At 62.2% G+C, this 21,801-nt stretch carries 17 protein-coding genes and 1 other RNA gene; 10 read left to right on the top strand and 8 right to left on the bottom strand.

Translation table 11 applies throughout. The features are described from left to right. Positions 1 to 51: 51 nt before the first annotated feature. From JOD78_RS20440 to ompA, 8 genes are all read right to left on the bottom strand, one after another. Positions 52 to 315: a phosphopantetheine-binding protein gene (locus JOD78_RS20440; protein ID WP_034333069.1), complete on the bottom strand. Its 264-nt coding sequence runs from the start codon at positions 313 to 315 to the stop codon at positions 52 to 54. 3 nt (positions 316 to 318) lie between these two features. Then, positions 319 to 1,107 carry a lysophospholipid acyltransferase family protein gene (locus JOD78_RS20435; RefSeq protein ID WP_121043551.1) on the bottom strand — a complete coding sequence of 263 codons (789 nt, stop codon included), beginning with the start codon at positions 1,105 to 1,107 and terminating at the stop codon, positions 319 to 321. After that, positions 1,100 to 1,909: a beta-ketoacyl synthase chain length factor gene (locus tag JOD78_RS20430; protein WP_209567502.1), complete on the bottom strand. Its 810-nt coding sequence runs from the start codon at positions 1,907 to 1,909 to the stop codon at positions 1,100 to 1,102. The genes JOD78_RS20435 and JOD78_RS20430 overlap by 8 nt, the downstream gene beginning before the upstream one ends. A gap of 514 nt (positions 1,910 to 2,423) precedes the next feature. Then, positions 2,424 to 2,804: a transfer-messenger RNA gene (ssrA, locus tag JOD78_RS20425) on the bottom strand. Positions 2,805 to 2,986: 182 nt separating this feature from the next. Beyond that, positions 2,987 to 6,391, bottom strand: a complete 3,405-nt coding sequence (locus tag JOD78_RS20420) for a DUF748 domain-containing protein (protein WP_209567499.1) — start codon at positions 6,389 to 6,391, stop codon at positions 2,987 to 2,989. A 195-nt stretch (positions 6,392 to 6,586) separates the two neighbouring features. After that, the gene (locus JOD78_RS20415; protein ID WP_209567497.1) at positions 6,587 to 7,243 is read right to left on the bottom strand and encodes an HAD-IA family hydrolase; all 657 of its coding nucleotides are present in this window, start codon (positions 7,241 to 7,243) and stop codon (positions 6,587 to 6,589) included. A gap of 84 nt (positions 7,244 to 7,327) precedes the next feature. After that, positions 7,328 to 8,044: a bifunctional 2-polyprenyl-6-hydroxyphenol methylase/3-demethylubiquinol 3-O-methyltransferase UbiG gene (gene ubiG / locus JOD78_RS20410; RefSeq protein ID WP_121043546.1), complete on the bottom strand. Its 717-nt coding sequence runs from the start codon at positions 8,042 to 8,044 to the stop codon at positions 7,328 to 7,330. 170 nt (positions 8,045 to 8,214) lie between these two features. Then, entirely contained in the window at positions 8,215 to 8,829 is a 615-nt protein-coding gene (ompA, locus tag JOD78_RS20405; protein WP_006462111.1) for an outer membrane protein OmpA, read from the bottom strand. 743 nt (positions 8,830 to 9,572) lie between these two features. Here ompA and gyrA point away from each other — a divergent pair. The 10 genes from gyrA (at position 9,573) to lapB (ending at position 21,797) form a co-directional block, all read left to right on the top strand. Further along, positions 9,573 to 12,218 (top strand): DNA gyrase subunit A, encoded by a 2,646-nt coding sequence (gyrA, locus tag JOD78_RS20400; RefSeq protein ID WP_121043542.1) that lies wholly within the window; start codon positions 9,573 to 9,575, stop codon positions 12,216 to 12,218. A gap of 58 nt (positions 12,219 to 12,276) precedes the next feature. Beyond that, positions 12,277 to 13,389, top strand: a complete 1,113-nt coding sequence (gene serC, locus JOD78_RS20395) for a 3-phosphoserine/phosphohydroxythreonine transaminase (protein WP_209567495.1) — start codon at positions 12,277 to 12,279, stop codon at positions 13,387 to 13,389. A 131-nt stretch (positions 13,390 to 13,520) separates the two neighbouring features. Beyond that, a complete protein-coding gene (pheA, locus tag JOD78_RS20390; RefSeq protein ID WP_121043536.1) occupies positions 13,521 to 14,594 on the top strand; it encodes a prephenate dehydratase in 1,074 nt (357 codons plus the stop codon). Positions 14,595 to 14,633: 39 nt separating this feature from the next. Beyond that, a complete protein-coding gene (locus JOD78_RS28075) occupies positions 14,634 to 15,521 on the top strand; it encodes a prephenate dehydrogenase/arogenate dehydrogenase family protein (RefSeq protein ID WP_134136662.1) in 888 nt (295 codons plus the stop codon). 81 nt (positions 15,522 to 15,602) lie between these two features. Continuing rightward, positions 15,603 to 16,934: a 3-phosphoshikimate 1-carboxyvinyltransferase gene (gene aroA / locus JOD78_RS28070; RefSeq protein WP_034332768.1), complete on the top strand. Its 1,332-nt coding sequence runs from the start codon at positions 15,603 to 15,605 to the stop codon at positions 16,932 to 16,934. Between the two features lie 58 nt (positions 16,935 to 16,992). Further along, positions 16,993 to 17,661, top strand: coding sequence for a (d)CMP kinase (gene cmk, locus JOD78_RS20380; protein WP_034332767.1), 669 nt, complete (start codon positions 16,993 to 16,995; stop codon positions 17,659 to 17,661). 216 nt (positions 17,662 to 17,877) lie between these two features. Continuing rightward, complete coding sequence (rpsA, locus tag JOD78_RS20375) at positions 17,878 to 19,593, top strand: 30S ribosomal protein S1 (RefSeq protein WP_008331552.1); 1,716 nt, start codon at positions 17,878 to 17,880, stop codon at positions 19,591 to 19,593. A 13-nt stretch (positions 19,594 to 19,606) separates the two neighbouring features. Continuing rightward, positions 19,607 to 19,912 carry an integration host factor subunit beta gene (locus JOD78_RS20370; RefSeq protein ID WP_006462119.1) on the top strand — a complete coding sequence of 102 codons (306 nt, stop codon included), beginning with the start codon at positions 19,607 to 19,609 and terminating at the stop codon, positions 19,910 to 19,912. A gap of 366 nt (positions 19,913 to 20,278) precedes the next feature. Then, on the top strand, positions 20,279 to 20,605 hold the full coding sequence (locus JOD78_RS20365; protein ID WP_034332766.1) for a LapA family protein: 327 nt from the start codon (positions 20,279 to 20,281) through the stop codon (positions 20,603 to 20,605). A gap of 16 nt (positions 20,606 to 20,621) precedes the next feature. Beyond that, on the top strand, positions 20,622 to 21,797 hold the full coding sequence (lapB, locus tag JOD78_RS20360) for a lipopolysaccharide assembly protein LapB (protein WP_034332765.1): 1,176 nt from the start codon (positions 20,622 to 20,624) through the stop codon (positions 21,795 to 21,797). The last annotated feature ends 4 nt before the right edge of the window (positions 21,798 to 21,801 follow it).

Raw genomic sequence — 21,801 nt, 5'->3', positions numbered from 1 at the left:
TGCAAGTGGCTTGGCGGGGTCGTTATTGAAATGTGCAGCGTGGAGGGCTGCTCAGGCGGTGGCCTGGTGGCTGGCTACCAGCGCAGCCAGCGCCTGAACCGAGGCGAAGTGCTTTCGGGTTTCTTCGGAGTTGGCCGAGAGCTTGATGCCGTAGCGTTTCTGCAGGCTCATGCCCAGTTCCAGCGCGTCGATCGAATCCAGCCCCAGGCCATCCCCGAACAAGGGCGCGGCGCTGTCGATATCGCCGGGAGTGAGGTCCTCCAGGTCGAGGGCCTCGATGATGAGTTGCTTGATGTCTTGTTCCAGATCGTGCATCGCCTAGTTCTCTTTCGTGAAGTACTGTTGCAGGTAAGTCGTCAACTGGCGCGCCGCCAGAGTCGGTTGGTCGGCGCCGGCTGCTTGCTCGCTGGCGATGATGTGGTCGAGATGGAGGTCTTCGCCGATATGCAGCCGGAAATGTGCGCGCGTAGCAGGTACCTTCCACCATTTCTCGCCCTTGGCGAGGGTGCCGGGCGTGCAGCGGATGCGCACCGGGGTGATGGCCCATCCGCCGCGTACGGCCACATTGGCTGCGCCGCGCTTGAGGCTGATCCGGCCATCGCTGGGCGTGCGGGTGCCCTCCGGGAAAATGATCAGGTTGCCGCCGCTGCGCAGGGAGCGGATGCAGTCCTCGATCAGGTCAGGTCCCTGGGCATTGCTGATGTAACCCGCCGCACGGACCGGGCCGCGCGTAAAGGGATTGCGCCACAGTGCGCCCTTGACGATGCAGTCGGCATGGCGCACGAAGGCCATCAGCAGCACGGTATCGATGAGCGTGGGATGGTTGGCCAGGATCAGGAGACCATGGCGATCCAGACGTTCGAGTCCGGTAATTTCATAGCGGATCACGCCGCTCATGTGCATGACCTCGACGAAGGCGCGAAATGCCAGGCGGATGATGTGGCGTGCCCACTTGACGCGCTGCTGCGGATCGCGGACCAGGCACTGCAGGATGGGGAAAACCACCAGCCGCAACATCAGCCCGCCCAAGCCGAAGAGCGCAAAGCACATCCCCGTGGCCACGATGCGCCAGCCACGGTCGATCAATGCCAGGGCCCGTTCAAGCATGCCGCATCCAGTGCCAGCGGCGGCCATCGGCCTGGCGGTGCAGGGTGGACGTGGACGCGTCGAGGAAGAAGCGCAGCACCGCGGCCGCGCCAGCGGTGGCATTTTCAGAGGGGAGGGTGCCGTGGCCCGGCTGAATCTGTTGCCATTGCAGAGACACGGTCGGAAGCGCGCCGTGTTCGTCGGCGGCCTGCATCAGCCAGGACCAGCCGCAGGGCTCTTCGTGTTCATCGGCGAAATCGGAAAAGAGCGTGGGGAGCGGTGCATCGGCGACCACCAGCAGGACCTGCCGCGCGCCATCGGCCAGCAGGCCGCAGGCTTCGATGACGGCATGTTCGACCGTACTCTGGCCGGCTGCGATGGCCACCGTATTGGCCTGGCTGCCACGGGCGATGGAGAACAGGCCGGCGTTGGCGTTGTGTACCGAGAGACTGAAGGCGGTGGGCGACATGGGCGCAGCAGCGGCCAGGGCCATTTGCAATTCCACCGAACGAGCGCATTCGCCGTGGCGCGAGGCAAACACGACCGGGATGTCTTGCGCGTCCTTGCTGGCGCCGTCGGCGGGGCTGGATGCAATGGCAGGCGAGGCCGCACTCAGTGCGCCATAGGCCGCCTCGAGCGCCAGCTTGCCCACTGGGCTGGTCCGTCGACGCAGCATGGGCGGCATGGACTTGACTGCTGGTTCCCCCGAACCAGCGGCCTCGCGATCATCGCTGATCCAGCGTTGCCAATCGGCATGGGATTCGATACCCGGAACCCACTGCGCGTGCGACGCGATTGAAAAACTGACATCCCCTGAATACATATCTTGAAAAGCACTAGGCTTCTGCTTGGCGGTGTTATTTACCGGATCCCCCTACCAGTTCGGACCCCATTCATCGGTGCGGCCCGCGGTCAACACGCTGTTTTCTTGTTGATTTACAGCGTTTATCCGGTGTCTTGAAACGTTACAATTTGTAAGACCGGGTAATGGTACGACAAAACCTCATTGAAATAACACGAAATTTTCACGAAGAATCGCGGAAAGCCATGGCCCAAGGGCTTATGCACTGAGTGGACGTTGTCGTTTGGGTACGCGCTCGGTCGTCCTGCAGGGTAAAACTGTGCTGAATTTTGTGCCTGATTCTCTAACAATTTTTGACATGCTCGATCCAAATTGGGCCGCTACAGTTCAAGAGATTGTTCATTCAGCAAGATCAGGAGGGGGTACCCGTCCGGGATTCGGCATCGTCAAGACGGCGAGTCCATGCAATCGCTGAGGACAGAAAGACAAAACCATCAGGAACCGGCGTGATGCCGATTGCTGATGGTCGTGATGTTGGTGGAGCCGGCGGGAATTGAACCCGCGTCCAGAAGCACTCTACAGACAGTTCTACATGCGTAGTGCAGTCAATTGGTTTTAACCCTGGCGACGCGGACGCACACGCTTCGACAGGACGAGTTACCTTGGATTTAATGACGTATGAAGTAACCCCATACGCCACGATTCCCTGTAAATGACTCTACCGCTGTTGCCAGCACACCCCAGGGAAGAAGTGCTGTAGAGCTAGAAGTTTCTTAGGTTTCTAGGTGCGATTTACGCTGCGAGAGCGTAAGATTCGTCGTTTGCATTTAAGCAGTTCCGGATGGATTAACGAGGTAACCAGTCCTCGGCATGCCCTGTTCCGCTTTGCAACCCCTGTCGAAACCAAGTCGGCCCCGTGGTGTTGAAGCTTCGCAAATCCCGCTGGGCGCGTGAACTTGCGTATTACGCTTGCCTCTCTCCGAGTCTCTTCAAGAGGCGCCCGCTTGTTCGGCGGGAGGTGAATTATAACCTACTCCCTACTCTATGGGCAGCGCATGGCTTTTCAAGAGCCGCGCCGCCCGCTGGCGCATCGCCTGCTCACTGGATGGTCAGCTCGACCCGCGCCTTCGGTTCCTTTTCAGGAATGCCCGCGCCATCCAGCTTGGGTGCGATCAGGAAGATGCGCGCCGGATCGATCACGCTCTGTTCCTGCAAATAATTTCGCACCTGGTCGGCCCGGCGCTGGGCCAGGTTGCGCAAGTCATCCTTGGTCACTTCGGTGTGCTCGAGGATCAGCTTTTCCATCTCGGCTTCGGGCAGGCTCTTGCTCAAGCCGATCATGTTGCGCGGCTTGTCGAACTTGGCATCCTTGTAGACGCGCTCCAGGTACTTGGCGCGCTCGGCCGCGCTCACGCGCACCGGGCCGTCCGGCTGGCCTTCCTTGGCGATCAGGTCGGCACGCTTGAGGCTGCGCATGGCACGTTCCAGCGCTTCGCGGCGCAGGCCCTGGTCATCGACCTGGGGATCGACGCGACCGGTGATGTCGAGCTTGATGCCCGGACGCTCATGCAGCGCGTAACCCAGCGCATCCAGTTTCTTGCGCACCTCGTCGGTGACTTCCGAGGAGCCCGGCGAGAACTCGATGTAGCGCAGCTCGCCAATATGCTCGTCCGCACGGAACATCGACCCGATCAGCGCGAAGGGCGAGGTGACGGCCTTGACGATCAGGTTCACGAACACCCGCACGATGATGCCGCCGACCGAAAACTCCGGATCCGACAGCGAGCCGGAGATCGGCAGGTTCAGGTTGATGTTGCCATCGCGGTCCTTCAGCAGCGACACCGCCAGCATCACCGGCAGATTGGTGGCATCCGGGCTGTCCACGCGTTCGCCGAAGCTCAGCTGTTCAATGCGCAAATCGTTCTGGGCCACCAGCTTGTCGTTCTCGATCTTGTATTGCACATCCATCGAGAGCTTGCCCTTGGTGATCGGATAACCGGCGTACTTGGCCGAGTAGGGCGTCAGGCGCGGCAGCTGCACACCGTTGGCGCTGGCCTTGAGATCCAGGTACATGGGCTTGAAGAGCGGATTGAGCGAGCCCGAGATCTGCAGGGGGGCATCATTGTCGATCTTGCCGCTGATGTTGACCGGTGCCGGTTGCGGTTTCTCCGAAGAGATCTGCCCGATGCTGCCGGACAGTCCCGTCATGTTGGCGGTGTAGTTGGGTTTGACGAAGTTGTCGGTGTAGTTGATGTTGCCGCCTGCCAGCACCACCTGGCCGACTCGCACGATGGGCGCATCGGCGGGCGCGGTCGCCGGCGTGACCGGGGTGGCGGACACGGTCTTGCGCGAGCTTCCCGTGTTGGCAGGCTTGTCGGTTTTCTTGCTGTCGTCCGTGATCGAGCCCTGTTCCTGCGCATCAGCCACCACGATGTCCTGCAAGTTCAGGCGGCCCTTGTCGGAGAGGATGGCGCGGGCGTAGAAGTTGGACAGCGTCACCTTCTCCAGCGCCACTTGCGGACGTCCGCCCAGCTTGGCCTGGATGCCGGCCAGTTCCAGCGTACGCCAGCGCAGGAAGTCGGTGGAGGTCTGCTTGTCCTGCATGCGCAGGTTGGTGATGGCGGCGCTGCCCTTGTAATCCAGCGCCAGCTTGCGATCGTCCAGCGGGGGCGTCAGCTCCAGCTTGCCCTTGGCGCTGGCCAGGCCGCTGCTGATGGTGACATTGAGCACATCGGTGAAATAGTGCTGGAAGGGCGTGATGGGCAGATCCTTCACCTCCAGATCCAGCGCCACGCTCCTGAAATGCGCTGCAGCCTGCCCGGCCAGATCGGCGCTGCCATTCTTGTCGAAGCGCGCCTGCAGCTTGAAGGGAATGGCGTGGTCCAGCGTATCGGTGAGCGTGGGTGCCTGCAGCGAGAGCGATTCCAGCGCCAGCGGCTGTGCGCCCTTGCCCGGGGGCGTCAAGCGCAGGTCGGCCAGTTGTACCTTGCTGTCGTCGAGCTTGAGATGGCCGTCACGCAGCTGCAGTGTGGTCTGCCCGGAGAGTTTGCCGGCTACGCCGCTGATGGGGGCGCGTGACAGGTAATTCTGGTAGCCGGCGAGGTCGATGTTCTCCAGCGTGATCTTGCCTGCCACGCCGGGTTTGAGCGGCTGCAGCTGGCCGTCGAAGGCCAGCTTGCCATGGCCGTTTTCCACCGCCGACAGGGTCAGGTGCGCGGGCTTGGCATCAGCGGCGGTAGAGAGCTGGGTGGCGTTGATGTCGATCTTGCTCAGCTTGATCGATTGGGCAGGCGCCGCATTGGCTTCGTCGCGCCAGTTCACTTCGCCGCCGCGCACGGTCAGTTGTTGCAGCACGATGGGGGGCGCCGGCTGGGGTGCGCTGGCCGCAGGAGCGGGGACATCCTTCTTCGCGGTACCTGCGCTGTTCTTGCCGCCGGCACTGCCGCCACCGGCCAGCGCACGCTGCCAGTTGATCTCGCCACGCGCATTCATGCCGGCCCAGACTTGCGGCTGCTCCAGCGTGAGCTGGTTCAGTTCGCCGCTGGCGGCCAATACGTCAAATTGCTTCACCTGCAGCGCTACCGACTTGGCTTTGAGCAACGGTGCGCGGGTCTTGTCCTGCAGAGCGACGTCATCCAGGCGCACATCGCCTGCCAGGGTGACGGTCGGCTTGTCATCCTTGCGGGTAAAACCCAGATCCAGCTTGGTGCTCAGCTTGGCGCTCTGGATCAGCACCGGCAATTCGGCAGGGACGAAGGGCAGGTAGCCTACCAGATCGAGCTGGTCGATGTCGATGGCGAAGGCCGATTCCTGCGTCGAAGCGAAGGGTTTGCTGCGGCCCTTCAGGTGCAGCGGTGTACCGTTGATGGTGGCCGACAGTTGCGGCTGCACGAAGCTGTCGATGTTGCCGGGCAGGTTGGAGATGAAGGGCAGGCCAACTTGCAGCGCGGCGATGTCGATGTTCTTGCCGCTGACCTTGTCCTCGAAGCGGATCTGTCCATCCTGCAGTTGCACGTTGGCCAGCGAGAAGCGCGCCTGGCCTTCGCTCTTGGGCTGCGCGGCCAGGCGATCAAGGATGTCGGAGAAGTTGTAATGGCCACTGCCCTCGGCATCTACCCGCACCACGTGCAATTGCGGCGTAGTCAGCCTGATCTCGTCCAGCACCGGTGCCAGGCGCAGCAGCGAGGCGGCCGAGAGGTCGGCCAGCAAGCCCTTGGCGCTGAAGAAGGGCTGCGTGCCATCGGCTTCATAGAGTGTGATGTCGGAGGCGCGCAGGGCCAGCTTGAAGGGGTTGAAGGCGATCTCGCCGATTTCCAGCTTGCGGCCGATCTGGGCCTGGGTCTGGTCGACGGCGATCTTGCGCACCAGCGCGGGCAGGGCGGCCCAGCTCAACGCAGCCAGGACCAGCAGGACGGCCAGCGTCCAGCCGGCCCAGCGCAGCGGGCGTCTCATTCGTTGCCAGGCGAGGTGCTGGGTGAGTGAGGCGCGATCCGGCTTGCTCATGACGGTTTCCCTTGTCGGTGCCGGTCCGTCCTGGGGCGATGCCTGCGCAGGTGGCCGGTTCTGGTTGTGATGGTGTGTGGTGCTGCGGCGTGCGCCGGGTTGTCGCCATTCTAATGCGAGGCGACATGGCACTGCTAGGAGGGAAAAGGCGCGCTCAAGTTTCCTTGCGCGCGCCAGCAAAGGCGGGAAAGCGGATCAGTCCAGCAGGGTCAGGATGTCCAGCGGTGCATGCAGCAGCGCATCGGCCTGCCACGCAGCCGGTTCGGTATGGCCGCAATAGCCCCAGGCAGCGGCAATGGTCGGCATGTTGGCGGCGCGTCCGGCCTGGATGTCGCGCAGGTCGTCGCCCACATACCAGCAATCCTCGGCAGGTAGTCCCAGGCGCTTGGCAGCTTCCAGCAATGGCGTGGGATGCGGCTTGGGATGCGGGGTGGTGTCGCCGGAGACGATGCATCCGGCATGGCCCAGCCCGATCTGCGGGGCCAGCACGTCGGTGAAGCGTGCCGCCTTGTTGGTGACGATACCCCAGGCGATGCCGCGCGCTTCCAGTTGCGCCAGCAGTTCCGGGATGCCGTCGAAGAGGCCGCTGTGGGTCGTCATGTTGGCCTGGTAGCGGTCCAGGAAAAGTACGCGCAAGTCTTCATATTCCGCATCGCCCGGATGGATGCCCAGCGCTGCACCGATGAGCCCGCGGGCACCGGCCGAGGCGACCGGACGCAAACTTTCATAGGGGGCATTTTCCAGGCCCCTTTGCTGGCGCAGGTAGTTGGCGGCGGCCGCCAGGTCGGGAGCAGTGTCGGCGAGCGTGCCGTCGAGGTCGAACAGGATCGCGCGGGGAGGGCGGAGTGGCATGGGCTTCAGGATGGCAGGAAGAAAAGCGCCGCAGCGGACAGCTGCGGCGAGGGGAACGAACCGGCGAGGCGCGAGCGAGGCCGCTCAGCCCAGCTTGGTACAGGCCACCAGGTAGTTCACGCTGGTGTCGTCGTTGAGCGAATAGATCTTGGTCAGCGGGTTGTAGCCCATGCCCTTGAAACCATCGATCTGCAAACCGGCTTCGCGCGTGTAGTGCGCCAGCTCGGCCGGGGTGATGAACTTGGCATAGTCATGCGTGCCCTTGGGCAGCAGCCGCAGCACGTATTCGGCACCGATGATGGCCATGACGTAGGACTTCATGTTGCGGTTCAGCGTGGAGAAGAACAGCTTGCCGCCCGGCTTGGCCAGGCTGGCCGCAGCGCGCACGATGGCAGCCGGATCGGGGACGTGTTCCAGCATCTCCATGCAGGTCACGACGTCGTACTGGCCGGCTTCACGCGCGGCCATGTCTTCGGCGGCGATCTTTTCGTAGCGCACCTGCACGCCGGATTCCATGCTGTGCAGGTCGGCCACTTTCAGGGCCTTGTCGGAGAGGTCGATACCGGTGACGTCGGCCCCTTTCTTGGCCATCGATTCAGCCAGGATGCCGCCACCGCAGCCGATGTCGATCACCTTCTTGCCGGCCAGCGGGGCGCGGGCGTTGATCCACTCCAGGCGCAGCGGGTTGATTTCGTGCAGGGGACGGAATTCAGAACCCGGGTCCCACCAGCGATGGGCCAGTTCACTGAATTTCTGGATCTCTTGGGGATCGGCGTTCATGGTCGCATTGGTCGTGTTCATGGGGCCTAATGATAGCCCAATCCGACGCAGCGGGTAGCCTGCGCCAGGTCAAGATGCGGCGCAATGAAGGGGCAAGTGCTTGCAAAAGCCTGCATGACCAGCAAATGAAACAGGAATAAAAAAACCCCGCCGAAGCGGGGTTTTCATAACAGCCTTGTAGCGGCAATCGATTACTTGCGGGTACCCACAACTTCGATTTCCACGCGACGGTTCTTGGCGCGGCCAGCAGCGGTCTTGTTGTCAGCGACCGGTTGCGACTTGCCCTTGCCTTCGGTGTAGACGCGGTTGGCTTCAACGCCCTTCGAGACCAGGTAGGCCTTGACGGACTCAGCACGGCGAACCGACAGCTTCTGGTTGTAGGCGACGGAGCCGATCGAGTCGGTGTGGCCGACGGCGATGATGACTTCCAGGTTGATCGCCTTCAGGTTGCCAACCAGTTCATCCAGCTTGGCCTTGCCAGCCGGCTTCAGGGTTGCCTTGTCGAAATCGAAGAAGGCGTCAGCAGCGTAGGTGACCTTTTCCGAGGTCGGGGCAGCGACAGGAGCAGGAGCCGGAGCAGGAGCAGCAGCGGCAACCGGAGCCGGTGCGGGCGGTTCTTCGCACGGACCGTTCACGTAAGCGGTTTGCCAGCACAGACCGTAACCGCTGCGGGTCACGACGTCACGGCCATCTTGCAGGTACAGGCTGCCGGGACGAACCTTGATGTCCTTGGTTTCCTGAGCGGTGGCAGACAGTGCGATGGCTGCGGACGCAGCAGCGAAGACGAGTTTTGCTAATTTGTTCATGTTTCTCCTCTCGGGTGAGATATCCGCAGATAAACTGCGCTACAAGATTACGACATCAAAAAAATGAATAATATCATGTGTTCAGGTCGTCACAGGCCCTTGTTCCATGGGGCTAGTAATGAACTTAGCCGCCATTCTGCCACACGGATTGACCTTCAGCGATGCTTGCCAATTGGTCCAGACAACGTTTTTGGGACTGTGTTGTTTCTTCGCAACGCGATATTTTCGGGCCGTTTTTGTTCCTTTAAGGCTGAAAAAAGCCGGATTTTTTAAAGAAAATCCTTATATTTCATACAGTTCGCGCATTTTCACTCGGGCAAGTAGTTGCCATTTTCTCCGCAGCATCGCTATTCCCGGGCCCTCCGAATTCTCCTGATGGCGTGCACCGGGAAAGTGAGTTTCGGAAAATTTTCCCAAATTGGTCATTTGACAGCAATCCACGGCGGAGAAACATTCGATGCCGGGCGGCAATGCCGGTCGCTGAGTTCGGGCGCTCTAATATATATAGGCGTTCGGACCTGGCATTTCGTCGCTCCCAGGCGCTGGGAGGAGCTTTGCGGCGCATGCGGTGATGGCCTGCACCGGGCCGGGTGTCCTGGCGAAGCATGCCGTTGCAGGGTCATTGAGGGCGTTTGACGGGCTTTTGACCCTCCTGGCGTGCTAGAATGCACTGTTCTGATCAGTCCAAGGGCCACGCCCGCCCGGCACGATTTTCTGGCCGGGAAACATCTTTCGACTCTCCAATGGATCAATTCGCTAAAGAAACCATCCCCATTTCCCTCGAAGAAGAGATGCGCAAGAGTTACCTCGATTACGCCATGAGCGTGATCGTGGGTCGGGCACTGCCGGATGTGCGCGATGGCTTGAAGCCGGTGCACCGCCGCGTGCTGTATGCGATGCACGAGATGAACAACGTCTGGAATCGCCCGTTCGTGAAGTGCGCGCGCGTGGTCGGTGAAGTCATGGGTAAATACCACCCGCACGGCGACGCCTCCATCTACGACACCCTGGTGCGCATGGCCCAGGACTTCTCGCTGCGCTACACCCTGGTCGACGGCCAGGGCAACTTCGGTTCCATCGACGGCGACGGCGCTGCTGCGATGCGTTACACCGAGTGCCGCCTGGACAAGATCTCCAACGAATTGCTGGCCGATATCGAGAAGGAAACCGTCGATTTCGTGCCCAACTACGACGGCAAGGAAAAGGAACCCTCGGTCCTGCCGACGCGAATCCCCAACCTGCTGGTCAACGGCTCCTCCGGCATCGCCGTGGGCATGGCCACCAACATCCCGCCGCACAACATCACCGAAGTGATCAACGGCGCGCTGCACCTGCTGGCCAATGAACACTGCACCATCGATGAACTGATCGAACTGGTCCCGGCACCGGACTTCCCGACCGGCGGCATCATCTATGGCGTCTCGGGCGTGCGCGATGGTTACCGCACCGGCCGTGGCCGCGTGGTCATGCGCGCCAAGACCCACTTCGAAGAGTATGGCCGCGAAGGCCGTATCGCCATCATCGTCGATGAGCTGCCCTACCAGGTCAACAAGAAGGCACTGCTGGAACGCATCGCCGAGCTGGTGCGCGACAAGAAGCTCGAAGGCATCTCCGACCTGCGCGACGAATCCGACAAGTCGGGCATGCGCGTGGTCATCGAACTCAAGCGCGGCGAAGTGCCTGAAGTGGTGCTCAACAACCTCTACAAGCAGACCCAGCTGCAAGACACCTTCGGCATGAACATGGTGGCGCTGGTCGATGGCCAGCCGCGCCTCTTGAACCTGAAGCAACTGCTGGAATGCTTCCTGTCGCACCGTCGCGAAGTGGTCACCCGCCGCACCGTGTTCGAACTGCGCAAGGCGCGCGAACGCGGCCACGTGCTCGAAGGCCTGGCCGTTGCACTGGCCAACATCGATGACTTCATCGCCATCATCCGCGCCGCACCGACCCCGCCGATCGCCAAGGCAGAACTGATGACGCGCGCCTGGGATTCGTCCATGGTGCGCGAGATGCTGGCCCGCACTGGCGAAGGCAATCCGGGCGGCATCGACGCCTTCCGTCCGGAAAGCCTGCCGGCCCATTACGGCATCCAGTCCGACGGCCTCTACAAGCTCTCCGACGAACAGGCGCAGGAAATCCTGCAGATGCGTCTGCAACGCCTGACCGGTCTGGAGCAGGACAAGATCGTCAATGAATACAAAGACGTGATGGCGCAGATCGCCGACCTGCTGGATATCCTCTCCAAGCCGGCCCGCGTCACCGCCATCATCACCGACGAACTCAACGCCGCCCGCAACGACTACGGCATCGGTGCCAAGGACGAGCGCCGCTCCACCATCGAGCACAACGCCACCGACCTGGCCACCGAAGACCTGATCACCCCGCAGGACATGGTGGTCACGCTGTCGCACACTGGCTACATGAAGTCGCAGCCGGTCTCCGAATACCGCGCGCAGAAGCGCGGCGGCCGCGGCAAGCAGGCCATGGCGACCAAGGATGACGACTGGATCGACCAGCTCTTCATCGCCAATACGCACGACTACATCCTGTGCTTCTCCAACCGTGGCCGCCTGTACTGGCTGAAGGTCTGGGAAGTGCCGCAGGGTTCGCGCAATTCGCGCGGCAAGCCCATCGTCAACATGTTCCCGCTGCAGGATGGCGAGAAGATCACGGTGATCCTGCCGGTGTCGGGTGCCAATCGCAGCTTCCCGGATGACCGCTATGTCTTCATGGCGACCAGCCTGGGCACGGTCAAGAAGACCCCGCTGTCGGACTTCTCCAACCCGCGCAAGGCCGGCATCATCGCCGTGGACCTGGACGAAGGCGACTTCCTGATTGGTGCCGCCCTGACCGATGGCGCGCATGACGTGATGCTGTTCTCCGACGGCGGCAAGGCCGTGCGTTTCGATGAAAACGACGTGCGTCCGATGGGCCGTACCGCCCGTGGCGTGCGCGGCATGAACCTGGAAGAAACCCAGCAGGTCATCGCCCTGCTGGTGGCCGAGAACGAACAGCAGTCCGTGCTCACCGCCACCGAAAACGGCTTCGGCAAGCGTACCCCGATCACCGAGTACACCCGTCACGGCCGTGGCACCAAGGGCATGATCGCCATCCAGACCAGCGAGCGCAACGGCAAGGTCGTGGCCGCCACGCTGGTCGATTCCAGCGATGAGATCATGCTCATCACCACCGGCGGCGTGCTGATCCGCACCCGTGTTTCGGAGATCCGCGAGATGGGCCGCGCGACCCAGGGTGTGACCCTGATCGCAGTGGAAGACGGCACCAAGCTGTCGGGCCTGCAGCGCGTGGTCGAGTCCGATGTGGAAGACGTGATCGAAGGCGAAGGCGCAGAGGCGGCCGGCGGCGAAGCACCAGCCGCAGGCGAGTAAAGCAAGTCCAGGGCGGCGGGCCGCATGCCTGCCGTCTTTTTTGATGGCGAACGCAGACATGGTTTATAACTTTTCCGCCGGTCCGGCGGTATTGCCCAAGGAAGTGCTGCAACAGGCAGCCGACGAGATGCTGGACTGGCATGGCAGTGGCATGTCGGTCATGGAGATGAGCCATCGCGGCAAGGAATACATGTCCATCATCGAAGCCGCGCTGGCTGATGTGCGCGCGCTGATGAACATCCCTTCCAACTACAAGGTACTGTTCCTGCAGGGCGGGGCCATTGCCGAGAACGCCATCATCCCGATGAACCTGGCGGCGCTGCGTTCGCCGGCAGGCAAGCGTGAAGCCGGTGTGGCCGACTACATCAACACCGGTTCCTGGTCGACCAAGTCGATCAAGGAAGCGGGGCGCTACTGCAGCGTGAACGTGGCAGCCTCCTCGGCTGATCACAAGTTTTCCAGCATCCCGGCACGTGCCGACTGGAAGCTCTCGCGCAATGCCGCCTACGTGCACATCTGCAGCAACGAAACCATCGACGGCGTCGAATACCAATATACGCCCGAGGTCGCCGCCGATACCGATGGCGCACCGCTGGTGGGCGACATGTCCTCGCACATCCTCTCGCGCGAGGTGGATGTCTCGCAGTACGGCGTCATCTATGGTGGTGCCCAGAAGAACATCGGCCCGGCGGGCGTGACCATCGTCATCGTGCGCGAAGACCTGCTGGGTCACGCGCTGCCGTTCTGTCCCTCGGCCTTCGACTGGAAGATCGTGGCCGACAACGATTCCATGTACAACACCCCGCCGACCTACGCGATCTACATCGCCGGCCTGGTGTTCCAGTGGATCAAGCGCCAGGGTGGCGTGGCCGCGCTGGAAGCGCGCAACATCGCCAAGGCCGAGCTGCTCTACGGCTACCTGGACAGCACCGATTTCTACAGCAACCGGATCGCAGCGGACTGCCGTTCCCGCATGAACGTGCCGTTCTTCCTGCGCGACGATGCGCTCAATGACACTTTCCTGGCCGGCGCCAAAGAGCGCGGCCTGCTGCAGCTGAAAGGCCACAAGTCGGTCGGCGGCATGCGTGCATCGATTTACAACGCGATGCCGATCGAGGGCGTACAGGCTCTCGTCGATTATCTGAAAGACTTCGAACAGCAGCACGGCTGACGCCGCATCTGGCCGGGCGTATCATCGCCCGCGCAGTGCTGGCCGTGGCCGTGCGCCAAGCCAACGCCATGCCCGGTGCGCCGCCGGCCGCTCGTAGCGCCCGTGCGCCGTGCAGAACCTGAAAGAGCAAGATGAGTGACGACAAGTTGCTGCCCCTGCGCCAGAAGATCGATGCCATCGATGCGCAGATCCTCGACCTGCTGAACCAGCGCGCCCGTGTCGCGCAGGAAGTGGGCCACGTCAAGGCCGAGACCAATGCCCCGGTGTTTCGTCCCGAGCGCGAAGCGCAGGTCCTGCGCCGCGCCGCCGACCGCAATCCCGGGCCCTTGCTGGGCACCGATATCCAGACCATTTTCCGTGAAGTGATGTCGGCCTGCCGCGCGCTGGAAAAGCGTGTGGTGGTGGCCTATCTCGGCCCCGAAGGCACCTTCAGCGAACAGGCCGTGTACCAGCAGTTCGGCCATGCCATCGAGGGCTTGCCCTGCGTGTCCATCGATGAAGTGTTCCGCGATGCCGAAGCCGGTACCGCCGATTTCGGTGTGGTGCCCATCGAGAATTCCTCCGAAGGCGTGATCAACCGCACGCTCGATCTGCTGCTGCAGACCACGCTGACCATCAGCGGCGAAGTGGCGATCCCTGTGCATCACAGCCTGATGACCGCCAGCGGCAACATGGAAGGCATCACCCGCATCTGCGCGCATTCGCAGGCCCTCGCCCAGTGCAATGCGTGGCTCAATCAGAACTATCCTGCCATCGAACGCCAGGCGGTGGCCTCCAACGCCGAGGCCGCGCGCATGGCAGGTGAAGACAAGAGCGTGGCGGCCATTGCCGGTGAAATCGCGGGCCAGAAGTACAACCTGCAGACGGTCAACGCCCACATCCAGGACGATCCGCACAACCGCACTCGCTTTGCGGTGATCGGCCGCCTGCGCACGGCACCGTCGGGGCGCGACCAGACTTCCATCGTGCTGTCGGTGCCCAACAAGGCCGGTGCGGTCTACAACCTGCTGGCACCGCTGGCGCGGCACGGCGTGTCTATGACGCGCTTCGAGTCGCGCCCGGCCCGCATGGGGGCGTGGGAATATTATTTCTACGTCGACCTCGAAGGCCACGAGCAGGATGAGAAGGTCGCCAAGGCGCTCGAAGAGCTGCGCCAGAACGCCGCCTTCTTCAAGCTGCTGGGCTCCTATCCGCTGGGCCTGTGAGCGCCTGCCGTCCCGCCATTCTTCAAGGCTGAGTTCAACGTGTTCAAGAAAGTCGTCATCTTCGGTGTGGGCCTGATCGGCGGCTCGTTCGCCCTGGCGCTGCGCCGTGCCGGCCAGGCCGCGCACATCGTCGGCGTGGGCCGCTCGCTGGCCAGCCTGGAGCGTGCGCGCGAGCTGGGCATCATCGATGCCATTGCCACCGATGCGGCCGCCGCCGTTACCGGTGCCGATCTGATCCTGGTGGCCGCGCCAGTGGCGCAGACCGAAGCCATCCTCGCTTCCATCAAGCCGCATCTGGAGGCCCGGGCCATCGTCACCGATGCCGGCAGTACCAAGAGCGATGTGGTGGCCGCCGCCCGCAAGGCGATGGGGGAGCGCATTGCGCAGTTCGTCCCGGCGCATCCGATTGCGGGCCGTGAAAAACATGGTCCGGAAGCCGCGCTGGCCGAATTGTATGAAGGCAAGAAAGTGGTCATCACCGCCTTGCCCGAGAACAGCGAGTCCGATGTCGAAACCGTGGCCGCCGCCTGGCGCGCCTGTGGTGCGATCATCCATCGCCTATCCCCGCAGGAACATGATGCGGTGTTCGCTTCGGTGAGCCATTTGCCGCACGTGCTGGCCTTTGCGCTGGTGGATGACATCGCCGCCAAGCCGCATGCCGGGACCCTGTTTCAGTATGCCGCCAGCGGTTTCCGCGATTTCACCCGCATTGCTGCCTCCTCGCCCGAGATGTGGCGCGACATCACGCTGGCCAACCGTGATGCCTTGCTCACCGAGGTCGATGCCTATCTGGTGCAATTGCAGGGCATACGCGCGATGATTGCCGACAGCGACGGCGCGGGCCTCGAAAAGATCTATGCCAACGCCCAGCATGCCCGCCAGCAATGGGCGGCCGCCATCGAGGCGGCCGAGCGCAAGGCCAACTGAACATTCTTTCTTGGCCACATCGTCAAAGCCGCCTGGGCGGCCCGATTCCATCACCGCATCATCCACAGAAAAGCAAGCAAGATGAAACAGCCTTCCTACCCCCGCCATATCGACCTGAACCCGGTCCCGCACGTGCAAGGCACGGTCAAGCTGCCGGGCTCCAAGAGCATCTCCAACCGCATCCTGCTGCTGGCGGCGCTCTCGGGCGGCACCACCCGCATCTTCGACCTGCTGGCCTCCGACGATACGCTGGTCATGCTGATGGCCCTGCAGACCCTGGGCGTGAAGTGGGAGCAGATCGAAGGTACCCAGGATTACATCGTCCATGGCGTCAACGGCGTGCTGCCGGTGCACCAGGCTGATCTCTTCATGGGCAATGCCGGTACCGCCATCCGTCCGCTGACCGCGGCCCTGGCCGTGCTGGGGGGCGACTACACGCTGCATGGCGTGCCGCGCATGCACGAGCGGCCGATTGGCGACCTGGTGGATGCCTTGAATGCCGTGGGCATGCGCATCGAGTACACCGGCAATCCCGGCTACCCGCCGCTGCATATCCGCCGTGGCCAGCTGACATCGGCGCGCATGAAGGTGCGCGGCAACGTCTCCAGCCAGTTCCTGACGGCCTTGCTGATGGCCGCGCCCCTGATGGCGCGTGAGGAGGCCATGCAGATCGAGGTGGTCGGTGAACTCATCTCCAAGCCTTACATCGAGATCACCCTGAACCTGATGCGCCGCTTCGGCGTCGAGGTCGAGCGCGACGGCTGGCAACAGTTCACCGTCAAGCCGGGCCAGCATTACCGCAGCCCCGGCAGCATCCACGTCGAGGGCGATGCGTCGTCGGCCTCCTACTTCCTGGCCGCCGGTGCCATCACCGGCGGCCCGATCCGGGTCGAGGGCGTGGGCCGCGACAGCATCCAGGGCGACGTGCGCTTCGTCGAAGCGCTGGAGCAGATGGGCGCGACCATCACCATGGGCGAGAACTGGATCGAGGCCTCCTCCAATGGCCCGCTCAAGGCCATCGATGCCGACTTCAACCACATTCCGGATGCAGCGATGACCATCGCCGTGGCGGCGCTCTACGCCGACGGCCCCAGCACCCTGCGCAACATCGCCAGCTGGCGCGTCAAGGAAACCGACCGTCTTTCGGCCATGGCGACCGAGTTGCGCAAGCTGGGTGCGCAGGTGGAAGAGGGCGCTGATTACCTCACGGTGATCCCCCCGGCCGAGATCGGTACGGCCGCCATCGATACCTATGACGACCATCGCATGGCCATGTGCTTCTCGCTGGCGGCGCTGGATGGTGCATTGCGGCGCGGCAACCGTATTCGCATCAACGACCCCAAGTGCGTGGCCAAGACCTTCCCCGATTATTTTGACGTTTTCAAAAAGATTGCCGAGCAAACCTTGATCTGATACACCCTGTCTCTGAAAGTAAAAGCACTAAATTATTCACAGATAAAGGGTTCAGGCCATGGAAAAAGCAAAGATACCGGTCATCACCATCGATGGCCCGACCGCCTCCGGCAAGGGCACCGTGGCGCAGAAGGTGGCGCGGCAACTGGGTTTCCATTACCTGGATTCGGGCGCGCTGTACCGCCTGACGGCGCTGTCCGTGCTGCGCCGCGGCGTAGCCCTGGATGACGAACACGCCCTGGCCAAGGCGGCCGAGCACCTGCACTGTCATTTCGATGGCGGCCACATCTTCCTGGCCAATGAAGACGTGACCCAGGCCATCCGCGCCGAAGAGGTCGGCAATACCGCCTCCAAGATCGCGGCACTGATCACCGTGCGCCAGGCCTTGTACGGCCTGCAGTTGTCATTCAGGAAACCTCCCGGCCTGGTGGCCGACGGCCGCGACATGGGCACCGTCATCTTCCCCGGTGCCCGTCTGAAGGTGTTTTTGACCGCCAGTGTGGAAGCACGCGCTACAAGACGCTATAAGCAATTGATTGACAAGGGTTTTTCTGCTAATATCGAAGACCTCTCCAGAGATTTGAAGGAGCGCGACGAACGCGACATGAACCGCTCGTCGGCCCCCTTGAAGGCTGCGGAGGGTGCATATCACCTGGATACATCCGACATGACCGCTGACGAAGCGGTGCAGCAGGTACTCAGCTGGTACGCTGCCCTGGGGCACTGAAATCCGTTGCAATCCGCTTGAAACGGCCCGTTCAGTACCCATCATGGGCAAGTCCTTGTTGTACCCGTAGTGCCATTGGTGCCCGGCAGATGCAAAGTCTGACGGGTGTTGATAAACCTAACCCAGTACCCATGTCGTCGGCGGCAACGAAGACGGCAGTGCAAGTCAGTCTGATTGCATCACACGGATACCGGCCAATCTTTCTTACTTTCTTTTATGTCTACCACTACCGTTATCGCTGCAGGTGTTGATACCTCCAGCGAATTTGCTGCTCTGTTCGAAGAATCGCTGTCGCGTCAGGACATGCGTTCGGGTGAAGTCATCTCGGCAGAAGTCGTGCGCCTGGATCACAACTTCGTGATCGTCAACGCCGGCCTGAAGTCCGAAGCATTCATCCCTGTTGAAGAATTCAAGAACGACAACGGCGAAGTCGAAGTCAACGTCGGCGACTTCATCTCCGTTGCGATCGAATCCCTGGAAAACGGTTTCGGCGACACCATCCTGTCGCGCGACAAGGCCAAGCGTCTGGCATCGTGGCTCTCGCTGGAAAAGGCGATGGAGTCCGGCGAGATCGTCACCGGTACCGTCAATGGCAAGGTCAAGGGCGGCCTGACCGTTCTGACCAACGGCATCCGTGCCTTCCTGCCGGGTTCGCTGGTCGACACCCGTCCGGTCAAGGACACCACCCCGTTCGAAGGCAAGACCCTGGAATTCAAGGTCATCAAGCTGGACCGCAAGCGCAACAACGTCGTTCTGTCGCGCCGTGCCGTGATCGAAGCCTCGATGGGCGAAGAGCGCGCCAAGCTGATGGAAACCCTGAAGGAAGGCACCGTCGTCACCGGTATCGTCAAGAACATCACCGACTACGGTGCGTTCGTTGACCTGGGTGGCATCGACGGCCTGCTGCACATCACCGACCTGGCATGGCGTCGCGTGCGTCACCCGTCGGAAGTGCTGTCGGTTGGCCAAGAGATCACCGCCAAGGTCCTCAAGTACGATCAAGAGAAGAACCGCGTCTCCCTGGGCGTCAAGCAGCTGGGCGACGATCCGTGGACCGGTCTGTCGCGTCGCTACCCGCAAGGCACCCGCCTGTTCGGCAAGGTCACCAACCTGACCGACTACGGTGCATTCGTGGAAGTCGAACAAGGCATCGAAGGCCTGGTGCACGTCTCCGAAATGGACTGGACCAACAAGAACGTGGCCCCGAACAAGGTTGTCCAGCTGGGCGACGAAGTCGAAGTCATGGTTCTGGAAATCGACGAAGAGCGTCGTCGTATCTCCCTGGGCATGAAGCAGTGCAAGCCGAACCCGTGGGACGACTTCGCCATGAGCCACAAGAAGGGCGACAAGGTCAAGGGTTCGATCAAGTCGATCACCGACTTCGGCGTGTTCATCGGCCTGCCGGGCAACATCGACGGCCTGGTGCACCTGTCCGACCTGTCCTGGACCGAAGCCGGCGAAGAAGCCGTGCGCAAGTTCAAGAAGGGCGACGAGCTGGAAGCCGTTGTGCTGGCCATCGACGTGGAACGCGAGCGCGTCTCCCTGGGCGTGAAGCAACTGGAAGGCGACCCGTTCAACAACTTCGCAGCCCTGAACGACAAGGGTGCGATCGTGACCGGTACCGTCAAGTCGGTTGAGCCCAAGGGCGCCGTGATCCAGCTGACCGACGAAGTCGAAGGCTACCTGCGCGCTTCCGAAATCTCCCGCGACCGCGTGGAAGATGCCGGTACCCACCTGAAGGTTGGCGACGCCGTCGAAGCTCTGGTCATCAACATCGACCGCAAGGCTCGCAGCATCCAGCTGTCGATCAAGGCCAAGGACAACGCCGAGACCCAGGAAGCCATGCAGAAGATGTCGGCTGACTCCAACGCTGCTTCGGGCACCACCAGCCTGGGCGCGCTGCTGAAGGCCAAGCTCGACAACAAGAACTGATCTTCCGGTCACGATGACAAAGTCGGAGCTGATCGCCCGTCTGGCTGAGCGTTATCCGCAACTTGTTGCCAAGGATGCGGATTACGCGGTCAAAACCATCCTCGATGCCATGGTCGACGCGCTCGCGACCGGCCAGCGCATCGAGATCCGTGGCTTTGGCAGCTTCGCGCTCAACCGCCGTCCGCCGCGTATCGGCCGCAATCCCAAGTCCGGCGACAAGGTGATGGTCCCTGAAAAACGGGTCCCCCACTTCAAGCCGGGCAAGGAATTGCGCGAACGCGTCGATGCGATGGTCGGCCAGCCAATTCGCGAGGATTGACCCGGCTGGGCCTGTGACCAGGCAGTTCTTGCGGTGCGCAGATGAAGTTTTCTGCGCCCGCGAGCAGTAACAATGGTTGAAAGCTGCACACTCGCGCACCGCTAGGTGAACGGGTGTAAAGGCTGATCAACAAAATGAACGGCATCTTTGGATGCCGTTTTTTTTCACGTACAATCCCGATTTACCCTGGATTGACCGGGAATGCGCGCGAAATCGGCGCGATTTTTCCGGCCAGCGCAATAATGCTGCGGACCGGCACCGTCCTCGCGCATCGCCTTTATCGTCATGGGTGTTGCGCATCGCTTGCCGGCGAGCTTGGCCTTCGGGCCTCCGGGCTAACCACGACCCGCCAGAAAGGATTACGCCATGAAAATACTGTCCCGATTGATCGCGGCCATCCTGTTCGTGTTCTTCTTTTTCTTCGCCCTGCGCAATACCCAGGAAGTGACCATGCACTTCTTCCTCGGTTATGAACGCACCGACCCGCTGGTACTGGTGCTGCTGGCCTTCTTCGTGATCGGCGCGATCCTGGGCGTGCTGGCCATGGTGCCGCTGGTGATGCGCCACCGCCGCGAAGCCTCGCGCTACAGGAAGGCCCTGTCGCAAGTCCAGAAGCAGCAGGAAGAGATCGCCCAGGTGCAGGCCCAGCCGCCGCAGCCTGACAGCGTGATCACCGCGCAGCACATCCTCTAATTGCCCCTCACTGTTTATGGAATTTGAATTTTGGTGGTTGCTCGGCATCCCGGTCTTCTTCGGCCTGGGGTGGATTGCCGCGCGGGTGGATATCAACCAGTTGCTGTCCGAGTCGCGCACCCTGCCGCGCGGCTACTTCAAGGGGCTCAACTTCCTCCTGAACGAGCAACCCGACAAGGCCATCGACGCCTTCATCGAGATCGTCAAGCTGGATCCCGAGACGGTGGAACTGCACTTCGCCCTGGGCAACCTGTTCCGCCGCCGCGGCGAGACCGAGCGCGCCATCCGCGTGCACCAGAACCTGCTGGCGCGTCCCGACCTGCCGGCCGAGCACCAGGGCCATGCGCTCTATGAACTGGGCCAGGATTACCTGAAGGCGGGCCTCTTGGACCGCGCTGAAGAAACCTTCAACAAGCTCATCGACACCCCTTACAGCGCCCAGGCCGGCCGCGCCCTGCTGGAGATTTACCAGCGCGAGAAGGAATGGGAGCGCGCCATCTCCGCCGCCGAAATCCTGCAAGCCACGGGTGCCGGCGGCCGCCAGCGCGAAATCGCCCAGTTCTACTGCGAGTTGGCCGCTGATGAACTGGTGCGCACCAACACCGATGCTGCCATGGCCCTGCTGGACAAGGCCCTGGCCGCCGACCGCAAGAGCGTACGCGCCACCATGCTGATCGGCGATGCGCTGCGCGCGCGCGGCGACATCGAAGGCGCGCTGGAAACCTGGCGTCGGGTCGAGCACCAGAGCGTGCCGCACACCGCCCTGGTGGCGCAGCGCCTGATGGATGGCTACATCGCCGTCGGTCGCCCGCAGGAGGGCATCAACCTGCTGCGCGCCTACCTGGCGGAAGCCCCGTCGATCGATCTGCTGGAAGTGGTCTTCAAGGCCGTGCTGGACGCCGACGGCATCGATGCCGCCAATGTGCTGGTGAGCGACGAACTGCGCCGTACGCCGACCCTGCTGGGCCTGGACAAGTTCCTGGAAGCGCGCATGATGAGCGCGCCCCAGACCGTGCGCCCCGAGCTGGCCGTGGTCAAGACCCTGGTGCACGGCTATACGCAGAAGCTGGCGCGCTACCAGTGCAGCCATTGCGGCTTCAAGGCGCGCCAGTTCTACTGGCAATGCCCGGGCTGCAGCCAGTGGGAAACGTACCCGCCGCGCCGCACTGAAGAATTGAATGTCATGAATTGAGGCC

This window comes from Herbaspirillum sp. 1130 (genome assembly GCF_017833835.1).
Classification (GTDB): Bacteria; Pseudomonadota; Gammaproteobacteria; order Burkholderiales; family Burkholderiaceae_D; genus Herbaspirillum; species Herbaspirillum huttiense.
The sequence above is the reverse complement of the archived record's forward strand: the minus strand, read 5'-3'. Positions and strand labels throughout refer to the sequence as shown.